Raw genomic sequence first — 17551 nt, forward strand, 5'->3', positions numbered from 1 at the left:
GCATGTCTCCGCGCGGGCGACGGCGCATCTCCCAACGTGCGCCGGGACCCGCCCTCTGGGGTCGCGGGCGCCGCCGATCCGGCCACGCCTGTCACACCCCCTCGACGACCCGCTCCTCGCGGGTGGCGGGCGGGTGGAGGCGGAGGGGTGGGCGGTGGGTCCAGGTGGTCCAGCGCCAGAGCCATTCGAGGGGGCCGTAGCGGTAGCGGCGCAGCCAGAGGGTGGAGAACAGCCACTGGGCGGACAGGACGGCGGCGGCGAGGAGGAAGACCGTCGTCCAGGACCAGTCCTTCGGGGAGCCGAGGACGCGGGCGGTCGCCAGGACCAGGACCGTGGCGGTCAGGTAGTTCGTCAGCGCCATCCGGCCCAGCGGTGCGAACAGGACCCGCAGCGCGGGGGCGAGCGGCGTTCGGAGCAGGACCAGCAGGGCGCACACGTACACGCCCGCGACCAGCGAGCCCGCCAGGGCGAAGGCGCCGCTGAAAGCGGCGTCGCGCGTGTCCAGGCCCGCCTGCCACCACAGGGCGGGCGCCGCCGCCGCGGCGAGGGCCAGCCCCACAAGGGCCGGAACCCGGGTGGAGCGGTCGATCCGGGCGGCCACCCCGTACCGGGTCAGCGCCGAGCCCAGCAGGAACAGCCCGGGGACCAGGGTGTTCCCGCCGCCGGTGACCATCGACGCGGTGAGGAGGGCGGCGGAGAGGCCGGCCACGGCCCAGCGCGGCAGCCAGGTGGAGGGCAGCAGCACCACCAGGCCGACGACGGCGTAGGTGGTCAGGATGTCGCCCCGCCACAGCAGCAGCAGGTGGACCAGGCCGGCCGCGAGCAGCACCAGGAGGCGGCGCAGCAGGATCAGCCTCGGGTGGGGGACGCGTTCGGCGGCGGAGCTCAGCAGCAGGGAGAACCCGATGCCGAACAGCAGGGAGAAGATCGGGAAGAAGCGCTGCTCGACCAGCAGCCCGAGCCATCTCTCCGCCGGGCTGCCCGGCCCGCCCGGGGGCAGGACGACCCCGCCGGTGTTGACGATCGGCCGGATGTTGGCCAGCAGGATCCCGCACAGCGCGAACCCGCGCAGCACGTCGAGCGCGGCGATCCGGGGCCGGCCGGTGTGACGCTTGGTGAGGCCCCCGGCCGCCGGGGCCTGGGGGGTGTCTTCGTGTGGCATGCGCCCATGCTGCTCATCCGGCCCGCCGCCGCCCATCGGCCGAAGGAGCGGTTTCCACCGCCCATGATCGTACTTTTGACCGGTGGCCCAATCGGTCAGCCGTAGGTGGGGTGCTGGGGCCAGCCGGGCGGGGAGTCCTCCCACTCCTGCTGGCGGCCGTAGGGGGTGAGATCGAGGATGTTACTCACGAACATGAGGCGGTCCACGCCGCGTGAGGTGGTGTTGTAGGTGCGGTAGACGGCGTCGCCGTCGCGCAGGAACACGTTCAGCATGAAGCCGCCGTCCATGCCGCAGTCCCGCGTGAACGAGGTGCCGTGCGACGACACGAACGGCATCGTCCAGCCCATGCGCGCCTTGTACTCCTCGATCTGGGCGAGCGGCATGTTGGACACGTTCAGCCACGTGACCCCGCTCTCGGCCAGGGTGGCCGGCGCGGCCTCGGGGATGTTCTTCGTGAACGCCGTGCAGCCCGGGCAGAAGCGGCCCGGCCCGATGTCCATGAACTGGTAGATGACGAGCTGGTCCCGGCCCTCGAACAGGTCGGGCAGGCTCTTCTCGCCGTCCGGGGTGTCGAACGCGTACGTGCCGGAGAACTCGACCATCGGCAGGCGACGGCGCCGCGCGGCGAGCGCGTCCTGGACGCGGGTCGCCTCCTTCTCGGCCTTGAGCAGTTCGTCGCGCTCCTGCCGCCACTCCTCCGGCGAAACGATCTTTGGTCTGTCCATCAGCCGATTCTGCCCCCCGCCACCGACAAAAACCCGCGCCCCTCCTCGCCCGTCTGCGAAGCCCCTGGCAGTGGCACTGGTCGGGGGTTATGGGTCACAGGCGGTAGACGCGTTGGGCGGTCGTGGTGAAGACGGCGTGGAGGGTTTCTGGGGGGTGGGGGGAGAGGGCGGACCGCCAGGTGGTGAGGAGGGTGGGGAGGTCGGTCCAGATCTTCTCGATGGGGAAGTTGCTTCCCCACATGCAGCGGTCCGGGCCGAAGAGGGACAGGCACGTGTTCGCGACCGTCTCGATCAGCGCCCGGTCCACGCGGTGCACGAACGTGCCCTGGCCGGTGAGCTTGACCACGACGTTGGGGCGTTCGGCCAGCAGGCGCATGCCGTGGGTCCACTCCGCGACCGTGGACGGGCCTGACCCGTCGAGCATCCCGGCGTGGACCAGCACGAACGTCACCTCGGGGAACTCGTCCACGAACGCGGCGGCGTCGGGCATCTGGCCGGCGAACACCTGGAGCTCGAACAGCCAGCCGAGGTCGGCGAGCGAGGCGATGTTGCGCCGGAAGACGGGGTCCTTCATGCGGTCGGGGGCCGAGGCGAAGCGGAACTCCGGCCGCTCGTGCCAGTGCAGCTGCAGCCGGGTGCCGCGCATGAGCGGGGTGATCGCGGCCTGCCGGCGCATGACGGCCGCCGCGCCCTCGTCGAACAGGTCGGCCGAGCCGACCACGGCCGTGGGCCAGCCGGTCTCGGCGTGCACGTCGCGCAGCCAGTGGACCTCGTCCAGGGAACGGTCGAGCGGCCAGTTGGCCTGCACGTAGACGGCCGCGGTGATGCCGCAGGCCGTCGCCTCTTCGGCGTACTCCGCGACCGGGTAGTCGCGCCGGATCGGCTCGTAGGGGCCGAAGATGCGCGGGATCATCTCTCCTTGGAGCCAGGGCAGGTCCGCGGCACGCCAGATGTGGTGGTGCGCGTCCACGATCCCGGCGGGGCGAGAGGGTACGGCGTCTTCCGGTACGTCGGGTGAGGCGCCGGGTGGGGTGTCGGTCATTGGGGGTCCCGTGGGTCAGGGGTGGGCCAGCGTCGTGCGGCCGTGTGGCGGGGGGCGGTGAGGACGGCGGGGAGGCGGCGGACCTCGGTGAGGCCGGTGGGCAGGTCGCGTACGCCGCCGAGGTGGTCGAGGAGCGGGAGCTGGGCGGCCATGGCGCGGGTGACCGGGCGGTAGCCGGGGGAGCAGGCCAGCGGCGACCACCAGACGAGCCGGTGGCTCAGGCGTGCGAGGCGTGCGGTGGCGCGGACCATCGGCGCGCAGTCGCCGCGTTCCAGCCCGTCGGACAGCACGATCACCAGGGCGCCCCGGGCGAGCGCCACGAACCGGGGGTTGGCGAGGAAGTGCGCGAGGGCCGTGCCGATCGCGGTGCCGCCGTCGGCGTCGGTGACCTGCCCGGACACCGCCCGCAGCGCCCGGTCGGCGTGCGGGTGCGCCAGGGCGGCGGTGATCCTGGTCAGCCGGGTGCCGAAGGTGAAGACCTCGGTACGGGCGGGCGCCGCGCGCAGGGCGGTGTGCGCGAGCCTGAGCAGGTCGGGGGTGTGCAGCCGCAGGGAGCCGGAGACGTCGACCATGATCAGCAGGCGGCGCGGGCGGGCGGGCCGGGCGAGGCGCCGCAGTTCGATGAACTCCCCGTCGTGCCGGTGGGCGCGCCGCCACGCGTGCCGGATGTCCAGCCGGTCGCCCGACCGGGACGGGCGCCGCCGCCGCGACGGCGTCGCCGGGAGGACGGCGGGCCAGGTGGCGCGCAGGGCGGCCATGACCGGTCGCCGTTCGTCGCCGGCCGGGCCGAACTCGCGCCTGCCGTAGGTGCTCAGGGCGCTGGCCTCGACGCCGTCGCCGGGCAGGGCGTCCAGGGCCGGGGGGTCGTCCTGGCCGGCTCCGTTGGGGGAGGGGGCCTCGCCGTCGTCGCCCGCGGCGGGCGGGACGGGCTCCTGGCCGCCGTACCGGAACCACGTGTCGAAGACGCGGTCGAACGCGGGCAGGTCGCCGATGTCCTGGAGCAGGGTGATCCGGGCGTACCAGTACAACTTGGTCGGGCCGGGCGGCGGGGAGGATGCGATCACCCGCAGCAGGTCGGCCTGCTTGGGCGGCGCGGTGGCCACCCCCGCGCCGCGCAACGCGGCCAGGAATGCCCACAGATGCCCCGCCGCGAGCCCCACGGGTCCGGGCATCCCCGGACTGTTCGTCCCGGCTCCGGGTGTCCCTGGACTTTTCGCCCCAGGGTCGGGTGTTTCCGGGTGGTTCGTCCCGGCGTCGGGTGTCCCCGGTGGGGGGTCCCGGGGGGTGGGGTCAGGCATTGTCGAAGAGTTCGGGGGCGTGGGTGAGGACGAGGCGGGTGTCCTCCTCGTCCTTGATGAGCAGGCCGAGCGCCCGGCGCAGCGCCGTGGGCCAGGGGCTGCCGCCGTCGGTGAGCGCCAGCGCGCCCCGGGCCCATTCCACCGTCTCGGCGATCCCGGGCCGCTTGAGCAGCGGCAGCCCGCGTACCCGCTGCACCGACCGTACGAGCCCTTCGGCCGCCCGTTCCTCCAGGCCGGGCACGGCCGCGCGCAGGATGGCCCGCTCGCGCCCGGCCTCGGGGAAGGCGATCCAGTGGTAAAGGCACCGCCGCTTGAGCGCGTCGTGCAGCTCGCGCGTGCGGTTGGACGTCAGCACCACGATGGGCGGGGTGCGCGCCCGGATGGTGCCCAGCTCGGGGATGGTGATCTGGAAGTCGCCCAGGAACTCCAGCAGGAACGCCTCGAACTCGCTGTCGGCCCGGTCGATCTCGTCGATCAGCAGCACCACGCCCCGCTCGTCCTGCACGGCGCGCAGCAGCGGCCGGCGCAGCAGGAACTCCTCGCGGTACAGCTCGCCGACGTCCTGCCCCCGGCTCTCGGCCACCCGGACCTGGAGGAGCTGCTTGGGGTAGTCCCATTCGTACAGCGCCTGGCCGGAGTCCAGCCCTTCGAAGCACTGCAGCCGGATGAGGTCCAGGCCGGTGACGCGGGAGAGCACGGCGGCCACCTCGGTCTTGCCGACGCCCGGCTCGCCCTCCAGCAGCAGCGGCCGGCTCAGCCGCAGCGCCAGGTGGACGGCCGTGCACAGTCCCTCGTCGGCGAAGTAGCCCTCTCGTTCGAGCGCCGCGGCCAGTTCGTGCTCGCTCAGCGGGACGGGGGGCCCGTCCGGGGTCACGACTGCGCGTGCTCGGTGGTCAGCAGGTGGACCCGCTGGGTGGTGTGCGCGGCGGCGTCGGCGGCGGCGGCCTTGCCGTGCTCGGAGCCGAACGCGGCGACGCGGGCGTCGTCGTCGTCGAAGTAGAGCTCGTTGACCGAGTCGTACGCGGCGCCGTCCTCGTTGGTGACGCTCACGGTGTACTTGCGCAGGCCGGGCAGTTTCCTGGCGAACTCCACGTGGTCCTGCAGGACCCACTTGGTGAACTCCTCGTGGGACAGGTTCTCGGCGCGCTTGAGCAGCGAGATGACCTTCAGCATGGTGGTTCCTCCGTGTTTTTCAGGGGGGGAAGGACGCCGTTCAGGCGGGACCGGCGTCCTGTGTCGCGGTGTCCGCGCGCAGGGCGTCCAGCCCGCGCAGGACGCGTTCGGGGGTGAACGGCATCGCCTCCAGCCGGACGCCGCAGGCGTCGAAGATGGCGTTGGCGATGGCCGGGATCGGGGCGTTCGCCGTCATCTCGCCGATCCCCTTGGCGCCGTACGGGCCGCTGGCCGCCGGGCGCTCCAGGATCAGGCTGTGCTGGACGGGGATGTCGGCCGGGCCGGGCATCAGGTACTCGCCGAAGTCGCGGGGCCCGTGGTCGCGCGACGGGTAGTAGGGCTCGACGGTCTCGAACAGGGCGTGCGACAGGCCCATCCACGCGCCGCCCTCGACCTGCTGGGTGGCCATGGCCGGGTTGAGCGCCCTGCCGATCTCGTAGGCGTTGTACAGCTCCAGCACCTCGACCACCCCGGTCTCGTCGTCGACCTCGACGACGGCGGCGGTGCACGCGTGCGCCTGGCAGGAGTCGGGGTCCATCTCCCCGGTCTCGGGCACCGGCGCGCTGGGCTCCTTGAGGAAGATCCCCCGGCCGGAGATCGTGCGGCCGTGCTTGAAGTGCGCGGCCAGCGCCAGGTCGGTGATGTGGATGCTCTTCTCCTTGGACCCCTTCAGCCGGATGTAGCCGGTGCCGTCGGTCTCCAGGTCCCCGGCGTCGACCTCCAGTTCCTCGGCGGCGACCTCCAGCATCACGCCGCGCGCCTCGGCGGCGGCCATGATGACCGCGTTGCCGACGCGGTGGGTGCCCCGGCTGGCGAAGGTGCCCATGCAGTGCGGGCCGGTGTCGGTGTCGGCGGTGTCGACCAGGACGTTCTCGATCGGCAGGCCGAGCGTCTCGGCCGCGCACTGCGCGGTGATCGTCTTGATGCCCTGGCCGAGGTCCACCGAGGACAGCGAGATCACGAACGTGCCCGTGGTCGTGGCGTGGATCAGCGCCTGCGAGGGGTCGCCGCCGAGGTTCATCCCGGTCGGGTAGTTGACCGACGCGTACCCGCGCCCGCGGAGCATGGCCATCGGCTACAGCCCTTCTCGTGTCAGGGACGACATGCGGCGGTAGGCCTCGGGCAGTTCGTGCCCGGACATCTCGGCGGCCTTCTGGATGACCTCCACCAGGGCGGTGCCCTCGGCGACCTTGCGGTGGGCCTTGAGGTCCCCGTCGCGGTAGGCGTTGAGGAGGCGCAGCCGCAGCGGGTCCATGTCCAGGGCCCTGGCGATCCGGTCCATCTGCGACTCCAGGGCGAAATCCCCGATGGTGACGCCGAACCCGCGCATGGCGCTGGAGGGGGTGCGGTTGGTGAACACGCAGTGGCAGTCCGCCCACACGTTGGGGATCGAGTACGGTCCCGGCAGGTGGGCCGCCGCCTTGGTCGTGCCGTACGGGGTGTGCCGGGCGTAGGCGCCGGAGTCGACGTACAGCGTGACCTTGCGCCCGATGATCCGGCCGTCGTCCATCACGGCGTCCTTGATGTAGATGCGCTCGGCCGCGCGCGGGGAGGAGACCTGCATCTCCTCGTACCGGTTGTAGACGAACTTGACCGGGCGGTCGGTCATCATGGCGGCCACGCAGGCCACCGGTTCGACCACGACGTCCACCTTGCCGCCGAACCCGCCGCCGACCGTCCCGCCGACGATGCGCAGCTTGTTGAACGGGGTCTCCAGGATCAGCGCGGTGTTGTCCAGGGTGAAGAAGCACGCCTGGGTGTCGGAGTGGATGCGCAGCCGGCCGTCCGCCTGGGGGATCACCACGCAGCCGGTGGTCTCCACGGGGGCCTGCTCGATCGGCGCGGACTGGTAGCGCCACTCGAAGACGTGGTCGGCCTCGGCGAACGCCTTCTCCACGTCGCCGAACCGGATGCGCCGGCAGTGGTGCCCCTCGTAGATGAAGTGGTTCTGGCCGTGGTACTCGTTGACCAGCGGCGCCCCCTCGGCCAGCGCCTCCTCGACGTCGAACACCGCCGGCAGGTCCTCGTAGGTGACCTTGACCCTGGCCGCGCCCTCCAGCGCCGCCGCCTCGGTGACGGCGACCACCGCGCAGATCGGCTCGCCGAGGTAGCGCACCTTGTCCACGGCCAGGATGGGCTCGTCGTCCGGCCCGACGCCGATCAGTTTCAGCGGGGTGTAGAGGTTGTTCGGGATGTCGGCGTGGGTGAGGATCTTCAGGACGCCGGGCACCGCCAGGGCCTCGGTCAGGTCGACGCCGGCGATCCTGGCGTGGTGCCGGGCCGAGCGGTGCATCTTCAGGTGGGCGAGGCCGGGCGGGGCGACGTCCTCGAAGAACTCCGTGCGTCCGGTGACGTGCCCGAGGGCGTCGGAGCGCCGGACCACCGAGCCGATGACGGTGAAGTCGTCCTCCCGCTCGGCGGCGAAGGAGCTCTTGTCGATGGCGGCGAGGCGGTAGGTCATCGGGACGCCCTCTCCTCGCGCCGGCGCCTGGCCGCGTCCAGGATGGCGATCACGATGGGCTGGTAGCCGGTGCAGCGGCAGACGTTGCCCGAGATGGCCTCGGCGACGTCCTCCTCGCTCGGGTCGGGGTCGCGGTCGAGCAGCGCCTCGGTGACCATGATCATCCCGGCGGTGCAGAAGCCGCACTGGGTGGCGAAGTTGTCGACGAAGGAGCTCTGCACCGCGTCCAGCTCACCGCCGGTGGCGACCCCTTCCAGGGTGCTGACCGACAGTCCCGCGACGGTCTCCACCGCGACCAGGCACGCGGCCCGCGCCTGGCCCTCGACCAGCACGGTGCAGCTTCCGCAGGTGCCCTGCCCGCAGCCGCGCTTGGCGGCCGTGAGCCCCAGCGACTCGCGCAGGCCGGCCAGGAGCGTCATCCCCGGCGCGGCGATGAACTCCCGTGGCTCGCCGTTGACGACGAGCGAGACGATCTGTGACGGCATGGTCCAGCCCTTTCTGGTGGGGGGCGCGCGGGGGAGCCACTAGCCGAGGAAGGCCCGGCGCAGGTGCACGGGCAGGACCCGCGTCCGGTACCAGGCGCTGGCGTAGGCGTCGTCGGCGGGGGCGGTGTCGGCGCGGGCGGCCTCGCCGGCCTCGGTGAGGACCTCGGGGGTCAGCGGGCGGCCCAGGAGCAGCCGTTCGGCCGACACCGCGCGCACCGGGCGCGGGGCCACGCCGCCGAGCGCTATACCGGACGAGGTGACCACGCCGCCGGCGGTGCGGGTCACCGAGGCCACGGTCACGATCGACGCCGAGTTCAGCCTGCGGCGCATGGCCTTGCGGTAGTACCAGGTGCCCGGTTCCGGCAGCGGCGCCAGCACGGCGACGACGACCTCGCCCCCGGTGACGCCCGAGGCGAGCACCTCGGCCACCGGCGCGTCCCGCCGGCCGCCCGGCCCGGCGATCTCGCAGGTGGCGCCGAGGGCGAGCAGGCAGACGGCCAGGTCGCCGTACGGCTGGGCGACGAACAGGTTGCCCCCCAGGGTGGCCTGGTTGCGGATGGTGGGGGAGGCGATGGTGCGCAGGGCCGGGCGCAGGAACGCGAGCCGGGGATGCTCGCCGACGGCGGTGAGGGTGGCCGCCGCGCCGATCCTGACGGTCCCGTCGCGCACCTCGATGCCGGAAAGGCCCGCCTTGCTCAGGCTGACCAGCTCGGTCGCGGTCGCCGCGCCGCTGGTGACCAGCGGCATCACGACGGTGCCGCCGCCCATGACCCAGGCGCCCCGGCCGGCGAGGGCGACCGCCGCCTCGGCCGACTCCGGCACGTGCACCGCGTGGATCGCCATTGTCCGGCCTCTCCTGGACTCGGTCGTTACGGTCGGGTTAAATATCGATAATTGATTATCGACAACGTAGGTTCCGTGCTGCCCGGCGTCAAGAGGGACCGGCCGGGCGGGAATCGATACTCGATAGGATCCCCGCCATGACCGAAGAGCCCGCCAAGCTGCCGCGACTCACGCTGTCGCGGCAGATCCGCGACTCGCTGGTCAGCCGGATCGTCTCCCTGCGGTTGCGTCCCGGCGAGCGGCTGGTGGAGACCCGGCTCGCGGCGACGTACGGGACCAGCCAGGCGCCCGTCCGCGAGGCGTTGCGCGAGCTGGAGATCATGCGGCTGGTGGAGACCCGGCCGCGCCGGGGGACCTTCGTCCGCCCCTTCGTCCAGGAGACGCTCCGGGAGAGCTACGTCGTGCGGGCCGCGCTGGAGGAGACCGCCACCCGGCTCGCCCTGCTGGCGGGCGGGGTCCCGGTGGAGGCGCTGCGGGAGGACGTGGCGGCGATGCGGGCCGCGGCGGCGGCCGGCGACCGCGAGGCGTCGGTGCGCGCGAGCGTGTCCTTCCACCGGCACATTGTCGAGGCCGCGCGCAACGAACTGCTCCGGCTGTCGTGGGAGGGGCTGCAGATCGAGGCGCGCACCTCGGTCACCATGGTCGCCACCGCGGTCGACCTGGCCGACATCACCCGCGACCACGCCGAGCTGCTGGCCACGATCGAGGCCGGCGACCTGGAGACGGCCTGCCGGCACGCCCGCGACCACCAGTGGCACTACGCCGACCTCCCGCACGACGCCCACGGCCGCGCCCGCGACTCCGCCGCCGGCTGACCCGCGCCGCCCCAGGTCCCGCCGCCGCCCGGCCTGGCAGAGTAGATCAGTGGACGGCGTCCGTCGCCCGGGACGGCAGTGACCTGGTCTTGCGGATCGGTCCCGCCAGCAGGATGAGGCTGCTGGCCACGGCGAGCGAGGCCACCACCCACATGGTCGCCCGCAGCCCGGCCACCTCCGCGAGGAAGCCGCCCATCAGCGCCCCCAGCGGAAGCGTGCTGAAGTTCACGAAGTGCAGGCTCGCCGAGACCCGTCCGAGCAGGTGGGGCGGGCAGTACGACTGGGTGAAGCTGCCGATGAGCACGTTGCTGGCGACGATGGCGACGCTCACCGTCAGGCCGCCGGCCATCAGGTAGACCAGGCCGAAGCCCGTGGTGGTGAGCGGGATGAGGAGCGCGAACGGGGTGGCGCCCAGTTCGAGGATCAGGATGGTCCGAGCCGAGCCGATCCGGCCGGCGAGCCCGGTGACGACGAGCGCGCCGGCGACCCCGCCGATGCCCGCCGCGCCGACCACCACGCCCACCACGCTTTCGGACAGCCCGACGGTGCGGACCAGGAACACGATGAGGATGGCCTGCAGGGCGCTTGCGGCCAGATTCGACGCCCCCGCGTGGACGGTGAACACGCGTAAATAAGGGTCGCGGAACACGAAACGCAGGCCGTCCGCTATTTCGGCGCGAAATGTGGTCGTGCGTTTCTCCCGGGCCGCGAAACGGGGTTCTGGAACGCGAATCGCGCGCAGGCATGACGCGGAGACCAGAAAGGTCAGCGCGTCGATGAGCAGGCCGGTCACCGCGCCGGAGAACTGCGCGACAAGACCGCCGGCGGCCGGGCCGAGTATTTGCGCCCCCGCGTCGGTTCCCTGCAGTCTGGCGTTCGCGCCGGGCAGCCGTTCCGCGGGCACGATGTCGGGCAGGAAGGCCCGCCCCGCGGTGGAGAAGAACACGGCGACGGTGCCGAGGACCAGGGCGACGGCGACCAGATGGGCGACCGTCAGCGTGCCCGTCCAGGCGGCGAGCGGCACCGTGGCGAGCGTGAGCGCCGAGGTGAGGTCGCACACGAGCATGGTCGCCCGCCGGGGCAGGCGGTCCACCCACGCCCCCGCCGGCAAGCCGATGACCAGCCACGGCAGCCACACGGCCGCCTGGATGGCGGTGACCAGGAAGGTGCCGGTGCCGAGCACGGTGACGGCGGCCAGCGGCATGACGACGGTGGTGATGGCGGTGCCGAACCTGCTGGCGCCCTGGCCGAACCACAGGAGCGGAAAGTGACGCGTGGCGTGTGCCTGATCGGAATCCATTGCCCCGTCCCGTGGCGCCGTCGATTTCGTTCATCGTGGCATAAAGCCGGGGACTTCCCGGTTCCGGCGGGCAACTGCCTGCATTCTGCCGCCTGGAACTGCCTGCCACGGCAACCGCCCGGCCGTAGCGTCTGAATCTGCTCAGAGTGGATCCCGAATTTCCCAGGGGAGGCTCACATCGACCGGGCGAGCGGTTCATTGCGGCTCATTGTCCTACTGACCGGAACATCATCTGATTCGCATACCTGGAACTTGGTTTATATGCAGCTTCTCATCACGGAGTTGGGCCACGAGGTCCGCAATCTGGGGCCCTGCGTCCCCGACGAGCAGATGGTGCGGGCGGCGGCGGGCGCGCCCTGCGACCTGATCGTCATGAGCACCGTCAACGGGCACGGCCTGGTCGACGGCGAAAGGGCGGTGCGGCGGCTCCGGGCCGAGCCCGCGCTGCGCGACACCCCCATCGTCATCGGCGGCAAGCTCGGCGTCGCGGGCACCAGCCGCCCCGAGGAGGTCCAGTCGCTGCTCGACGCCGGGTTCACCGCCGTCTTCGGCGACGACGAGGTCGACACGGCGCTGTTCGGGTCCTACCTCGACTCCGTCGCGGCGCGGGTGAGCCGATGAGCGCCCCGGCGTTCGGACGGTACATCGCCGACGCCAGGGCGGCGGGCCGGCTGGTGGTGCAGCCCCGGATGGGGTTCGGCAGCGCCACGCGCATGCGGACCGGGCTGGCCGCGACCAAGCGGGCCTCGGCCACCACGGTCGGCACGATCACGCTGGACAGCTACACCAGGCTCGGCGCCCACGACGCCGCCCGGCGCGCGCTCACCTCCGGCGCGGAGCTCAACGGGTACCCGATCGTGGCCCACGACGCGGGAACGACCGAGGCGATGCTCGCCGGGATCCGCGACGAGACCTTCCCCGTCCAGGTCAGGCACGGCTCGCCCACCCCCGAGCTGATCTTCCAGCGGTTGTGCGAACTCGGCCTGACGGTCTCGGAGGGCGGGCCGGTGTCGTACTGCCTGCCCTACAGCCGGGTGCCGCTTGCGGAATCCCGGCGGAGCTGGCGGCGCTGCTGCGAGATCCTGGTGAACGCCCGGGGGTCCGGCCCCGAGCCGCACCTGGAGACGTTCGGCGGATGCATGCTCGGGCAACTGTGCCCGCCGGGGCTGCTCGTCGCGACCAGCGTGCTGGAGGGCATGTTCTTCCGGCAGAACGGCCTGCGCAGCATCTCGCTGAGCTACGCCCAGCAGATCAGCCGGGCGCAGGACGAGGAGGCGCTGCGCGCCCTGCGCCGGCTCGGCGCCCGCTTCCTGCCCGGCGTGGACTGGCACGTCGTGCTCTACGCCTACATGGGCCTGTACCCCAGGACCAGGGCGGGGGCCGACGCGCTGCTCGCCGGCGCGGCGAGGCTCGCCGTCCGCGCGGGCGCCGACCGGCTGATCGTGAAGACCGCCGCCGAGTCGGCGCGGATCCCGACGATCAAGGAGAACGTCACGGCCATCGAGCACGCGGCCAGGGAGGCGGCCGGCGAACGGGAGGACCCGGGGCAGGCCGCCGACACCGGGATCCACGCCGAGGCCCTGGCCATCGTGGAGGCCGTCCTCGACCTCGACGACGACATCGGCGGGGCCCTGGAGAAGGCCTTCCGGCGGGGGTACCTCGACATCCCCTACTGCCTGCACCCCGACAACGCGGGCCGGGCCACCAGCTACCTCGACACCGACGACCGGCTGCGGTGGCGCGACACCGGCCGCCTGCCCGTGCCCGAGCCGCGCCGCGACACCGGCAGGCCTCTCGGGGCGGCCGAGCTGCTGGAGTGCCTGGGCCGGGTGCGCAGGAGGTTCGACCACGAACCGATGGAGGCGCCCGAGGCGCGGACCCGATGGGAGGCGCGGCGGTGACCACCGAGCGATCCGGCGGAGACCAGGGCGAGGCCCGGCCACCAGGCCCCCTGCGCGAGCACCTGACGTCCGCCACCACGCGCGCGGCGCTGCGGGTGCGGCAGGGCATCATGGCGGCGGCCCGCGAGTACCTCACCGCACGCGACTTCGCCGAACTGCAGGCGCCCATCATCGGCCCGGTGACCGACCCCGGGGTGCGCGGCGCCAAGCAGGTCGACATCGACTACTACGGTCAGCGGTACAAGCTGATGTCCAGCGCCATCCTGTACAAGCAGGCGTCACTGCTCACCTTCGACCGCATCTTCTGCCTCGCGCCGAACATCCGGCTGGAGCCGCCGGAGACGGCGTCCACCGGGCGGCACCTGGTGGAGTTCCACCAGATCGACGTCGAGGTGGCCGGCGCCTCGCGCGAGGACGCGATGGAGCTGGCGCAGGCCCTGGTCCAGCACGTCATCAGGACCGTCATCACGACCATGGCGGCCGAGCTGGAGGCGCTGGGACGCGACACCGGCGCGTTCACCGAGACGCTGGCGGGGCCGTTCGACCGGATCACCCACGCCGAGGCGACCGAAGGGCTCGCCGCCCTGGGGCACGGGCAGAGCCGCGACTCCGAGATCACCTGGGCCGGCGAGCGGGTGCTGTCGCTCAAGGCCAGCCGCCCGTTCCTCGTCGTCGACTACCCCAAGGGGTCGCGGGGGTTCTACGACCGGGAGAGCCGCACCCGGCCCGGGGTGCTGCGCAACTTCGACCTCATCGCCCCCGAGGGGTACGGCGAGCTGTGCAGCGGCAGCGAGCGGGAGTCGGAGTACGCCACGCTGGTGACCCGCATGCGCGAGACCGGCGAGAACCCGGCCAAGTACGGCTGGTACCTGGACCTGGCCAGGGAGGGGATCAGGCCGAGCGCGGGCTTCGGCCTCGGCCTCGAACGCCTCACCCGCTACGTCACCGGGCTGGCGCACGTCTGGCAGACCACCGCCTACCCCAAGCTCGCCGGGGTGATCTCGCCGTGAGCGGGCTGAGCGCCCCCGGCCTCCCCGAGGGGCCGATCAGGGCCAGGGCCAGGGACGGCGTCGCGGGCGCCTTCCCGCCCGGCGCCGGCTACGGGCACACGGTCTTCGGCGCCACGCCCGCCGCCTCGCCGGACCCGCTCGACCGCGCCCGCCTGGCACCCCCGATCTTCATGCCCGAGCGCCTGGAGAAGCTGATCGAGCTCGGCAGGGAGCCCACCTACGGCGACGTCGTGCTGGACACCGTGATCGGCGGGCTGTCCTCGCCGCTGCCGGTGTACGTGTCGGCGCTCGGCTCGACCGAGGTGGCCGGCTCCGACCTCGGGCTGGCCGTGGTCAGGCAGGCGGGCCGTCTCGGCCTGCCGCTGGTCGTCGGCGAGAACGTCGGCTCGGTCGGCGGATACCGCTCCTCAGGACCGGCCGCGACGACGCTGCTGGCCAGGATCGAGGCCTACGCCGCGGAGCTGCGCGGCCCGCACGGCGGGGTGGTCGTCCAGCAGAGCACCGAGGACGCCGACTCCGAGATCTGGAACCTGCTCTACAGCGACCCCGCCGTGCGGGACCTGCTCGACTCGGGCCGGATGGCGTTCGAGCTGAAGTGCGGCCAGGGCGCCAAGCCGGGGCTCGGCGGCATGACCATGCTGGACGCGGACGGCGCGGCCCGCGTGGCCGGACGCTACGTCGTCGACGCCGCCGCGGGCGGGGGCACCGCCCTGCTGCTGCGCAGCGGCACCCCCGGCACGTTCACCGAAGAGATCCTGCGCCAGCAGATCCGCCTGATGCGCAACAACTACCCCCGGGCGCGGGTGTGGGTGAAGCTGCCCCCGGTGCGGGACGTGCGGCACGCGGCGGTGGCGGCATGGTCGGCGGGCGCCGACGCGGTGACCGTGGACGGGGCCGAGGCCGGCACCGGGTGGGCCCCGGTCGCGTTCCTCGAACACGTCGGCCTGCCGCTCGGGGAGTGCCTGGCCCGGCTGGGATCTCCGTCGTCGTGCGTGCTGGTCTCGGGCCGCATGTGGGAGGGTGCCAGGGCGGTCAAGAGCCTGGCACTCGGCGCCACCGCGGTCGGCCTCGGCAGGGCCGCGCTGGTCGCGGCCGACGAGGCGCCGCGGGACGGCCTGGTCAACCTGGTCGCGTGCCTGGCGTTCGAGATGCGGATGCTGATCAGCGCCCTGGGCAAGTACGCGCCTGACCGCCTCGGGCCTGAGGACGTGTGGGCGGCCACCGGATCGGGGACCCGGTGACGCCCCTCGCCCACCGCGGCCGGGCGGTGCGGCCGTGACGCACGCGCCCGGGGGCGGCGCCGACGTCGTCGACCTGCGTCCCTTCATGACCGAGTTCCCGACCGGCGTCGCGGTCGTCACCGCGCTCGCCGCCCACGGGCGGCCCTGGGGCATGACGTGCACGTCCCTGTGCAGCGTCACCCTGTCCCCGCCCATGCTGATCGTCTGCCTGCGGGACGGCAGCCCGACGCTGGCCGCCGTCCTCGGCATGGGGACGTTCGCCGTCAACCTGCTGCACCGCGACGCCCGGCCGACCGCCGAGCTGTTCGCCTCGGGCGAGCCCGACCGGTTCGCCAAGGTGGACTGGACCCTGCCCGCCGGGTGCGGCGGGCCGCACCTGCCGCTGGCCACGCACATGGTCGCCGACTGCGAGCTGGCCGGCAGCCAGGTGGTCGGCGACCACATCGTGGTGTTCGGCGAGGTGTCCCACGTCACCCGCACCCTGGAGATCACCCCCCTGCTGTACGGCCGGCGCCGTTACGCGCCCTGGCCCGACCAACACCCACCCTCGTCGGGATTCGGAGATCCGCAATGATCCGCAAGGTTGTCATCGTCGGTGGCGGCACGGCTGGCTGGATGACGGCCACCTACCTCAACCGGGCGTTCGGGGATTCGGTGTCGGTGACGGTGGTCGAGTCGCCGAGGATCTCCACGATCGGGGTGGGGGAGGCGACGTTCAGCACGATCCGCCACTTCTTCTCCTACATCGGGGTCGAGGAGCGCGAATGGATGCCGCACTGCTCGGCCAGCTACAAGCTGGGCATCAGATTCGAGAACTGGCGGGCCCCCGGCACGCACTTCTACCACCCGTTCGAGCGGCTGCCCGTCTGCGGCGACTTCGACCTCGCCGACTGGTGGCTGCACCTTGACGGCAAGGTCGAGGAGTTCGACCGGCGGTGCCTGGTGATCCCGGGGGTCTGCGACGCCCAGCGCTCGCCGCGCCGCCTGGACGGTTCGCTGCTCACCGGCACGATGGGCGAGGCCCCCCAGTTCCCCTACGCCTACCACTTCGACGCCGCCCTGCTGGCCACGTACCTGACCGGCCTCGGGACCGCCAGGGGCGTGCACCACGTGCGCGACGACGTCGTGGAGGTCGGGCAGGACGAGCGGGGCTGGATCAGCCACCTGGTCACCAAGGAGCACGGCGAGGTGCGCGGCGACCTGTTCGTGGACTGCACCGGGTTCCGCGGCATGCTGATCAACGGCGTGCTCGGCGAGGAGTTCCTGTCCTTCGAGGACGTGCTGCCGAACAACCGCGCGGTCGCGCTGCGGGTGCCGCACGACATGGCCGCGCGCGGGATCGACCCCTACACCACGGCGACCGCCGTGGACGCGGGGTGGATCTGGACGATCCCGCTGTTCGGCCGCGTGGGCACCGGCTACGTGTACTCCGATCAGTTCTGCTCGCCGGAGACCGCCGAGGCGACCCTGCGCGCGTTCGCCGCGCCCGGCCGGCCGGAGCTTCAGGCCAACCACATCCGGATGCGGATCGGCCGCAACCGCAGGTCGTGGGTGCGCAACTGCGTGGCCATCGGGCTGTCCAGCGGGTTCGTCGAGCCGCTGGAGTCGACGGGCATCTTCTTCATCCAGCACGGCGTGGAGCAGCTCGTGCGGAGCTTCCCCGACGAGAACTGGGACGAGCGCGTCATCGGCGCCTACAACGACAAGGTCGCGGCGGTGATGGACGGCGTCAAGGAGTTCCTGGTGCTGCACTACCGGGCCGCCGCCAGGGACGACACGCCCTACTGGAAGGCCACCAAGACGCGGGCGCTGCCGCCGGGCATGGACCGGCGGCTGGAGCTGTGGCGGTCGATGCTGCCCGACGCCACCACCATCTACCCGCACTTCCACGGGTTCGAGCCGTACTCGTGGCGCATCATGCTGATCGGCCTCGGCGCCCAGCCGGACCGGCCGCTGCCCGCACTCGCGCACGCCGACGCGAGCGCCGCCCTCGCGGCCATGGACGCCGTCCCCCGGCGGGTCGAGCGCCTGATCGAGGAACTTCCCGGTTGCCACGCCTACCTCGACCAGCTCAACGGCTGACCGTACGGATGGA

General features: G+C 72.6%; 18 protein-coding genes. 7 read left to right on the forward strand and 11 right to left on the reverse strand.

All coding sequences use genetic code 11. The annotated features are described in order from the left end of the window. Nucleotides 1-91: 91 nt before the first annotated feature. From NYZ98_RS21180 to NYZ98_RS21220, 10 genes are all read right to left on the reverse strand, one after another. Nucleotides 92-1162, reverse strand: coding sequence for a DUF418 domain-containing protein (locus tag NYZ98_RS21180; protein WP_262844577.1), 1071 nt, complete (start codon nucleotides 1160-1162; stop codon nucleotides 92-94). A 95-nt stretch (nucleotides 1163-1257) separates the two neighbouring features. Next, on the reverse strand, nucleotides 1258-1887 hold the full coding sequence (locus NYZ98_RS21185) for a DUF899 domain-containing protein (protein ID WP_262844578.1): 630 nt from the start codon (nucleotides 1885-1887) through the stop codon (nucleotides 1258-1260). A 94-nt stretch (nucleotides 1888-1981) separates the two neighbouring features. Next, entirely contained in the window at nucleotides 1982-2929 is a 948-nt protein-coding gene (locus NYZ98_RS21190) for an amidohydrolase family protein (protein ID WP_262844579.1), read from the reverse strand. After that, nucleotides 2926-4101 (reverse strand): vWA domain-containing protein, encoded by a 1176-nt coding sequence (locus NYZ98_RS21195; protein ID WP_262844580.1) that lies wholly within the window; start codon nucleotides 4099-4101, stop codon nucleotides 2926-2928. Before NYZ98_RS21195 ends, NYZ98_RS21190 begins: the two co-directional genes overlap by 4 nt. A gap of 118 nt (nucleotides 4102-4219) precedes the next feature. Then, the gene (locus NYZ98_RS21200; RefSeq protein WP_262844581.1) at nucleotides 4220-5101 is read right to left on the reverse strand and encodes an AAA family ATPase; all 882 of its coding nucleotides are present in this window, start codon (nucleotides 5099-5101) and stop codon (nucleotides 4220-4222) included. Continuing rightward, entirely contained in the window at nucleotides 5098-5400 is a 303-nt protein-coding gene (locus NYZ98_RS21205; protein WP_262844582.1) for an EthD family reductase, read from the reverse strand. The genes NYZ98_RS21200 and NYZ98_RS21205 overlap by 4 nt, the downstream gene beginning before the upstream one ends. Before the next feature lie 40 nt (nucleotides 5401-5440). Further along, nucleotides 5441-6472 carry a xanthine dehydrogenase family protein molybdopterin-binding subunit gene (locus NYZ98_RS41390; protein ID WP_316249585.1) on the reverse strand — a complete coding sequence of 344 codons (1032 nt, stop codon included), beginning with the start codon at nucleotides 6470-6472 and terminating at the stop codon, nucleotides 5441-5443. A gap of 3 nt (nucleotides 6473-6475) precedes the next feature. Then, nucleotides 6476-7861: a xanthine dehydrogenase family protein molybdopterin-binding subunit gene (locus tag NYZ98_RS41395; protein WP_316249586.1), complete on the reverse strand. Its 1386-nt coding sequence runs from the start codon at nucleotides 7859-7861 to the stop codon at nucleotides 6476-6478. Continuing rightward, nucleotides 7858-8346: a (2Fe-2S)-binding protein gene (locus tag NYZ98_RS21215; protein WP_262844583.1), complete on the reverse strand. Its 489-nt coding sequence runs from the start codon at nucleotides 8344-8346 to the stop codon at nucleotides 7858-7860. Before NYZ98_RS21215 ends, NYZ98_RS41395 begins: the two co-directional genes overlap by 4 nt. A gap of 39 nt (nucleotides 8347-8385) precedes the next feature. Continuing rightward, the gene (locus NYZ98_RS21220; RefSeq protein WP_262844584.1) at nucleotides 8386-9189 is read right to left on the reverse strand and encodes an FAD binding domain-containing protein; all 804 of its coding nucleotides are present in this window, start codon (nucleotides 9187-9189) and stop codon (nucleotides 8386-8388) included. Nucleotides 9190-9326: 137 nt separating this feature from the next. On the opposite strand from NYZ98_RS21220, the gene NYZ98_RS21225 reads away from it, so the two are divergent. Beyond that, on the forward strand, nucleotides 9327-10004 hold the full coding sequence (locus tag NYZ98_RS21225; RefSeq protein ID WP_262844585.1) for a GntR family transcriptional regulator: 678 nt from the start codon (nucleotides 9327-9329) through the stop codon (nucleotides 10002-10004). Between the two features lie 46 nt (nucleotides 10005-10050). Here the strand turns inward: NYZ98_RS21225 and NYZ98_RS21230 are convergent, their stop codons facing one another. After that, a complete protein-coding gene (locus NYZ98_RS21230) occupies nucleotides 10051-11304 on the reverse strand; it encodes an MFS transporter (protein ID WP_262844586.1) in 1254 nt (417 codons plus the stop codon). Nucleotides 11305-11502: 198 nt separating this feature from the next. Between NYZ98_RS21230 and NYZ98_RS21235 the strand changes: the two genes are divergently transcribed. The 6 genes from NYZ98_RS21235 to NYZ98_RS21260 are packed head-to-tail and all read left to right on the forward strand — an operon-like array spanning nucleotide 11503 to nucleotide 17538. Next, on the forward strand, nucleotides 11503-11925 hold the full coding sequence (locus NYZ98_RS21235; RefSeq protein WP_262844587.1) for a cobalamin B12-binding domain-containing protein: 423 nt from the start codon (nucleotides 11503-11505) through the stop codon (nucleotides 11923-11925). Then, complete coding sequence (locus NYZ98_RS21240; protein ID WP_262844588.1) at nucleotides 11922-13205, forward strand: methylaspartate mutase; 1284 nt, start codon at nucleotides 11922-11924, stop codon at nucleotides 13203-13205. The genes NYZ98_RS21235 and NYZ98_RS21240 overlap by 4 nt, the downstream gene beginning before the upstream one ends. Continuing rightward, a complete protein-coding gene (locus NYZ98_RS21245) occupies nucleotides 13202-14215 on the forward strand; it encodes an asparagine synthetase A (protein ID WP_262844589.1) in 1014 nt (337 codons plus the stop codon). Before NYZ98_RS21240 ends, NYZ98_RS21245 begins: the two co-directional genes overlap by 4 nt. Continuing rightward, the gene (locus NYZ98_RS21250) at nucleotides 14212-15456 is read left to right on the forward strand and encodes a glutamate synthase-related protein (protein WP_262844590.1); all 1245 of its coding nucleotides are present in this window, start codon (nucleotides 14212-14214) and stop codon (nucleotides 15454-15456) included. The genes NYZ98_RS21245 and NYZ98_RS21250 overlap by 4 nt, the downstream gene beginning before the upstream one ends. Before the next feature lie 34 nt (nucleotides 15457-15490). Then, nucleotides 15491-16030, forward strand: coding sequence for a flavin reductase family protein (locus NYZ98_RS21255; protein WP_262844591.1), 540 nt, complete (start codon nucleotides 15491-15493; stop codon nucleotides 16028-16030). Continuing rightward, complete coding sequence (locus tag NYZ98_RS21260; protein WP_262844592.1) at nucleotides 16027-17538, forward strand: tryptophan halogenase family protein; 1512 nt, start codon at nucleotides 16027-16029, stop codon at nucleotides 17536-17538. The genes NYZ98_RS21255 and NYZ98_RS21260 overlap by 4 nt, the downstream gene beginning before the upstream one ends. Nucleotides 17539-17551 lie beyond the last annotated feature (13 nt).

The organism is Sphaerisporangium corydalis (assembly GCF_025506355.1).
GTDB classification, from domain to species: Bacteria; Actinomycetota; Actinomycetes; order Streptosporangiales; family Streptosporangiaceae; genus Sphaerisporangium; species Sphaerisporangium corydalis.

What these genes read in the sequence shown, in the direction of transcription:
- NYZ98_RS21180 (WP_262844577.1), bottom strand. Translation starts at nt 1,162, where the DNA reads ATGCCACACGAAGACACCCCCCAGGCCCCGGCGGCCGGGGGCCTCACC.
- NYZ98_RS21185 (WP_262844578.1), bottom strand. Translation starts at nt 1,887, where the DNA reads ATGGACAGACCAAAGATCGTTTCGCCGGAGGAGTGGCGGCAGGAGCGC.
- NYZ98_RS21190 (WP_262844579.1), bottom strand. Translation starts at nt 2,929, where the DNA reads ATGACCGACACCCCACCCGGCGCCTCACCCGACGTACCGGAAGACGCC.
- NYZ98_RS21195 (WP_262844580.1), bottom strand. Translation starts at nt 4,101, where the DNA reads ATGCCCGGACCCGTGGGGCTCGCGGCGGGGCATCTGTGGGCATTCCTG.
- NYZ98_RS21205 (WP_262844582.1), bottom strand. Translation starts at nt 5,400, where the DNA reads ATGCTGAAGGTCATCTCGCTGCTCAAGCGCGCCGAGAACCTGTCCCAC.
- NYZ98_RS41390 (WP_316249585.1), bottom strand. Translation starts at nt 6,472, where the DNA reads ATGGCCATGCTCCGCGGGCGCGGGTACGCGTCGGTCAACTACCCGACC.
- NYZ98_RS41395 (WP_316249586.1), bottom strand. Translation starts at nt 7,861, where the DNA reads ATGACCTACCGCCTCGCCGCCATCGACAAGAGCTCCTTCGCCGCCGAG.
- NYZ98_RS21215 (WP_262844583.1), bottom strand. Translation starts at nt 8,346, where the DNA reads ATGCCGTCACAGATCGTCTCGCTCGTCGTCAACGGCGAGCCACGGGAG.
- NYZ98_RS21220 (WP_262844584.1), bottom strand. Translation starts at nt 9,189, where the DNA reads ATGGCGATCCACGCGGTGCACGTGCCGGAGTCGGCCGAGGCGGCGGTC.
- NYZ98_RS21225 (WP_262844585.1), top strand. Translation starts at nt 9,327, where the DNA reads ATGACCGAAGAGCCCGCCAAGCTGCCGCGACTCACGCTGTCGCGGCAG.
- NYZ98_RS21230 (WP_262844586.1), bottom strand. Translation starts at nt 11,304, where the DNA reads ATGGATTCCGATCAGGCACACGCCACGCGTCACTTTCCGCTCCTGTGG.
- NYZ98_RS21240 (WP_262844588.1), top strand. Translation starts at nt 11,922, where the DNA reads ATGAGCGCCCCGGCGTTCGGACGGTACATCGCCGACGCCAGGGCGGCG.
- NYZ98_RS21260 (WP_262844592.1), top strand. Translation starts at nt 16,027, where the DNA reads ATGATCCGCAAGGTTGTCATCGTCGGTGGCGGCACGGCTGGCTGGATG.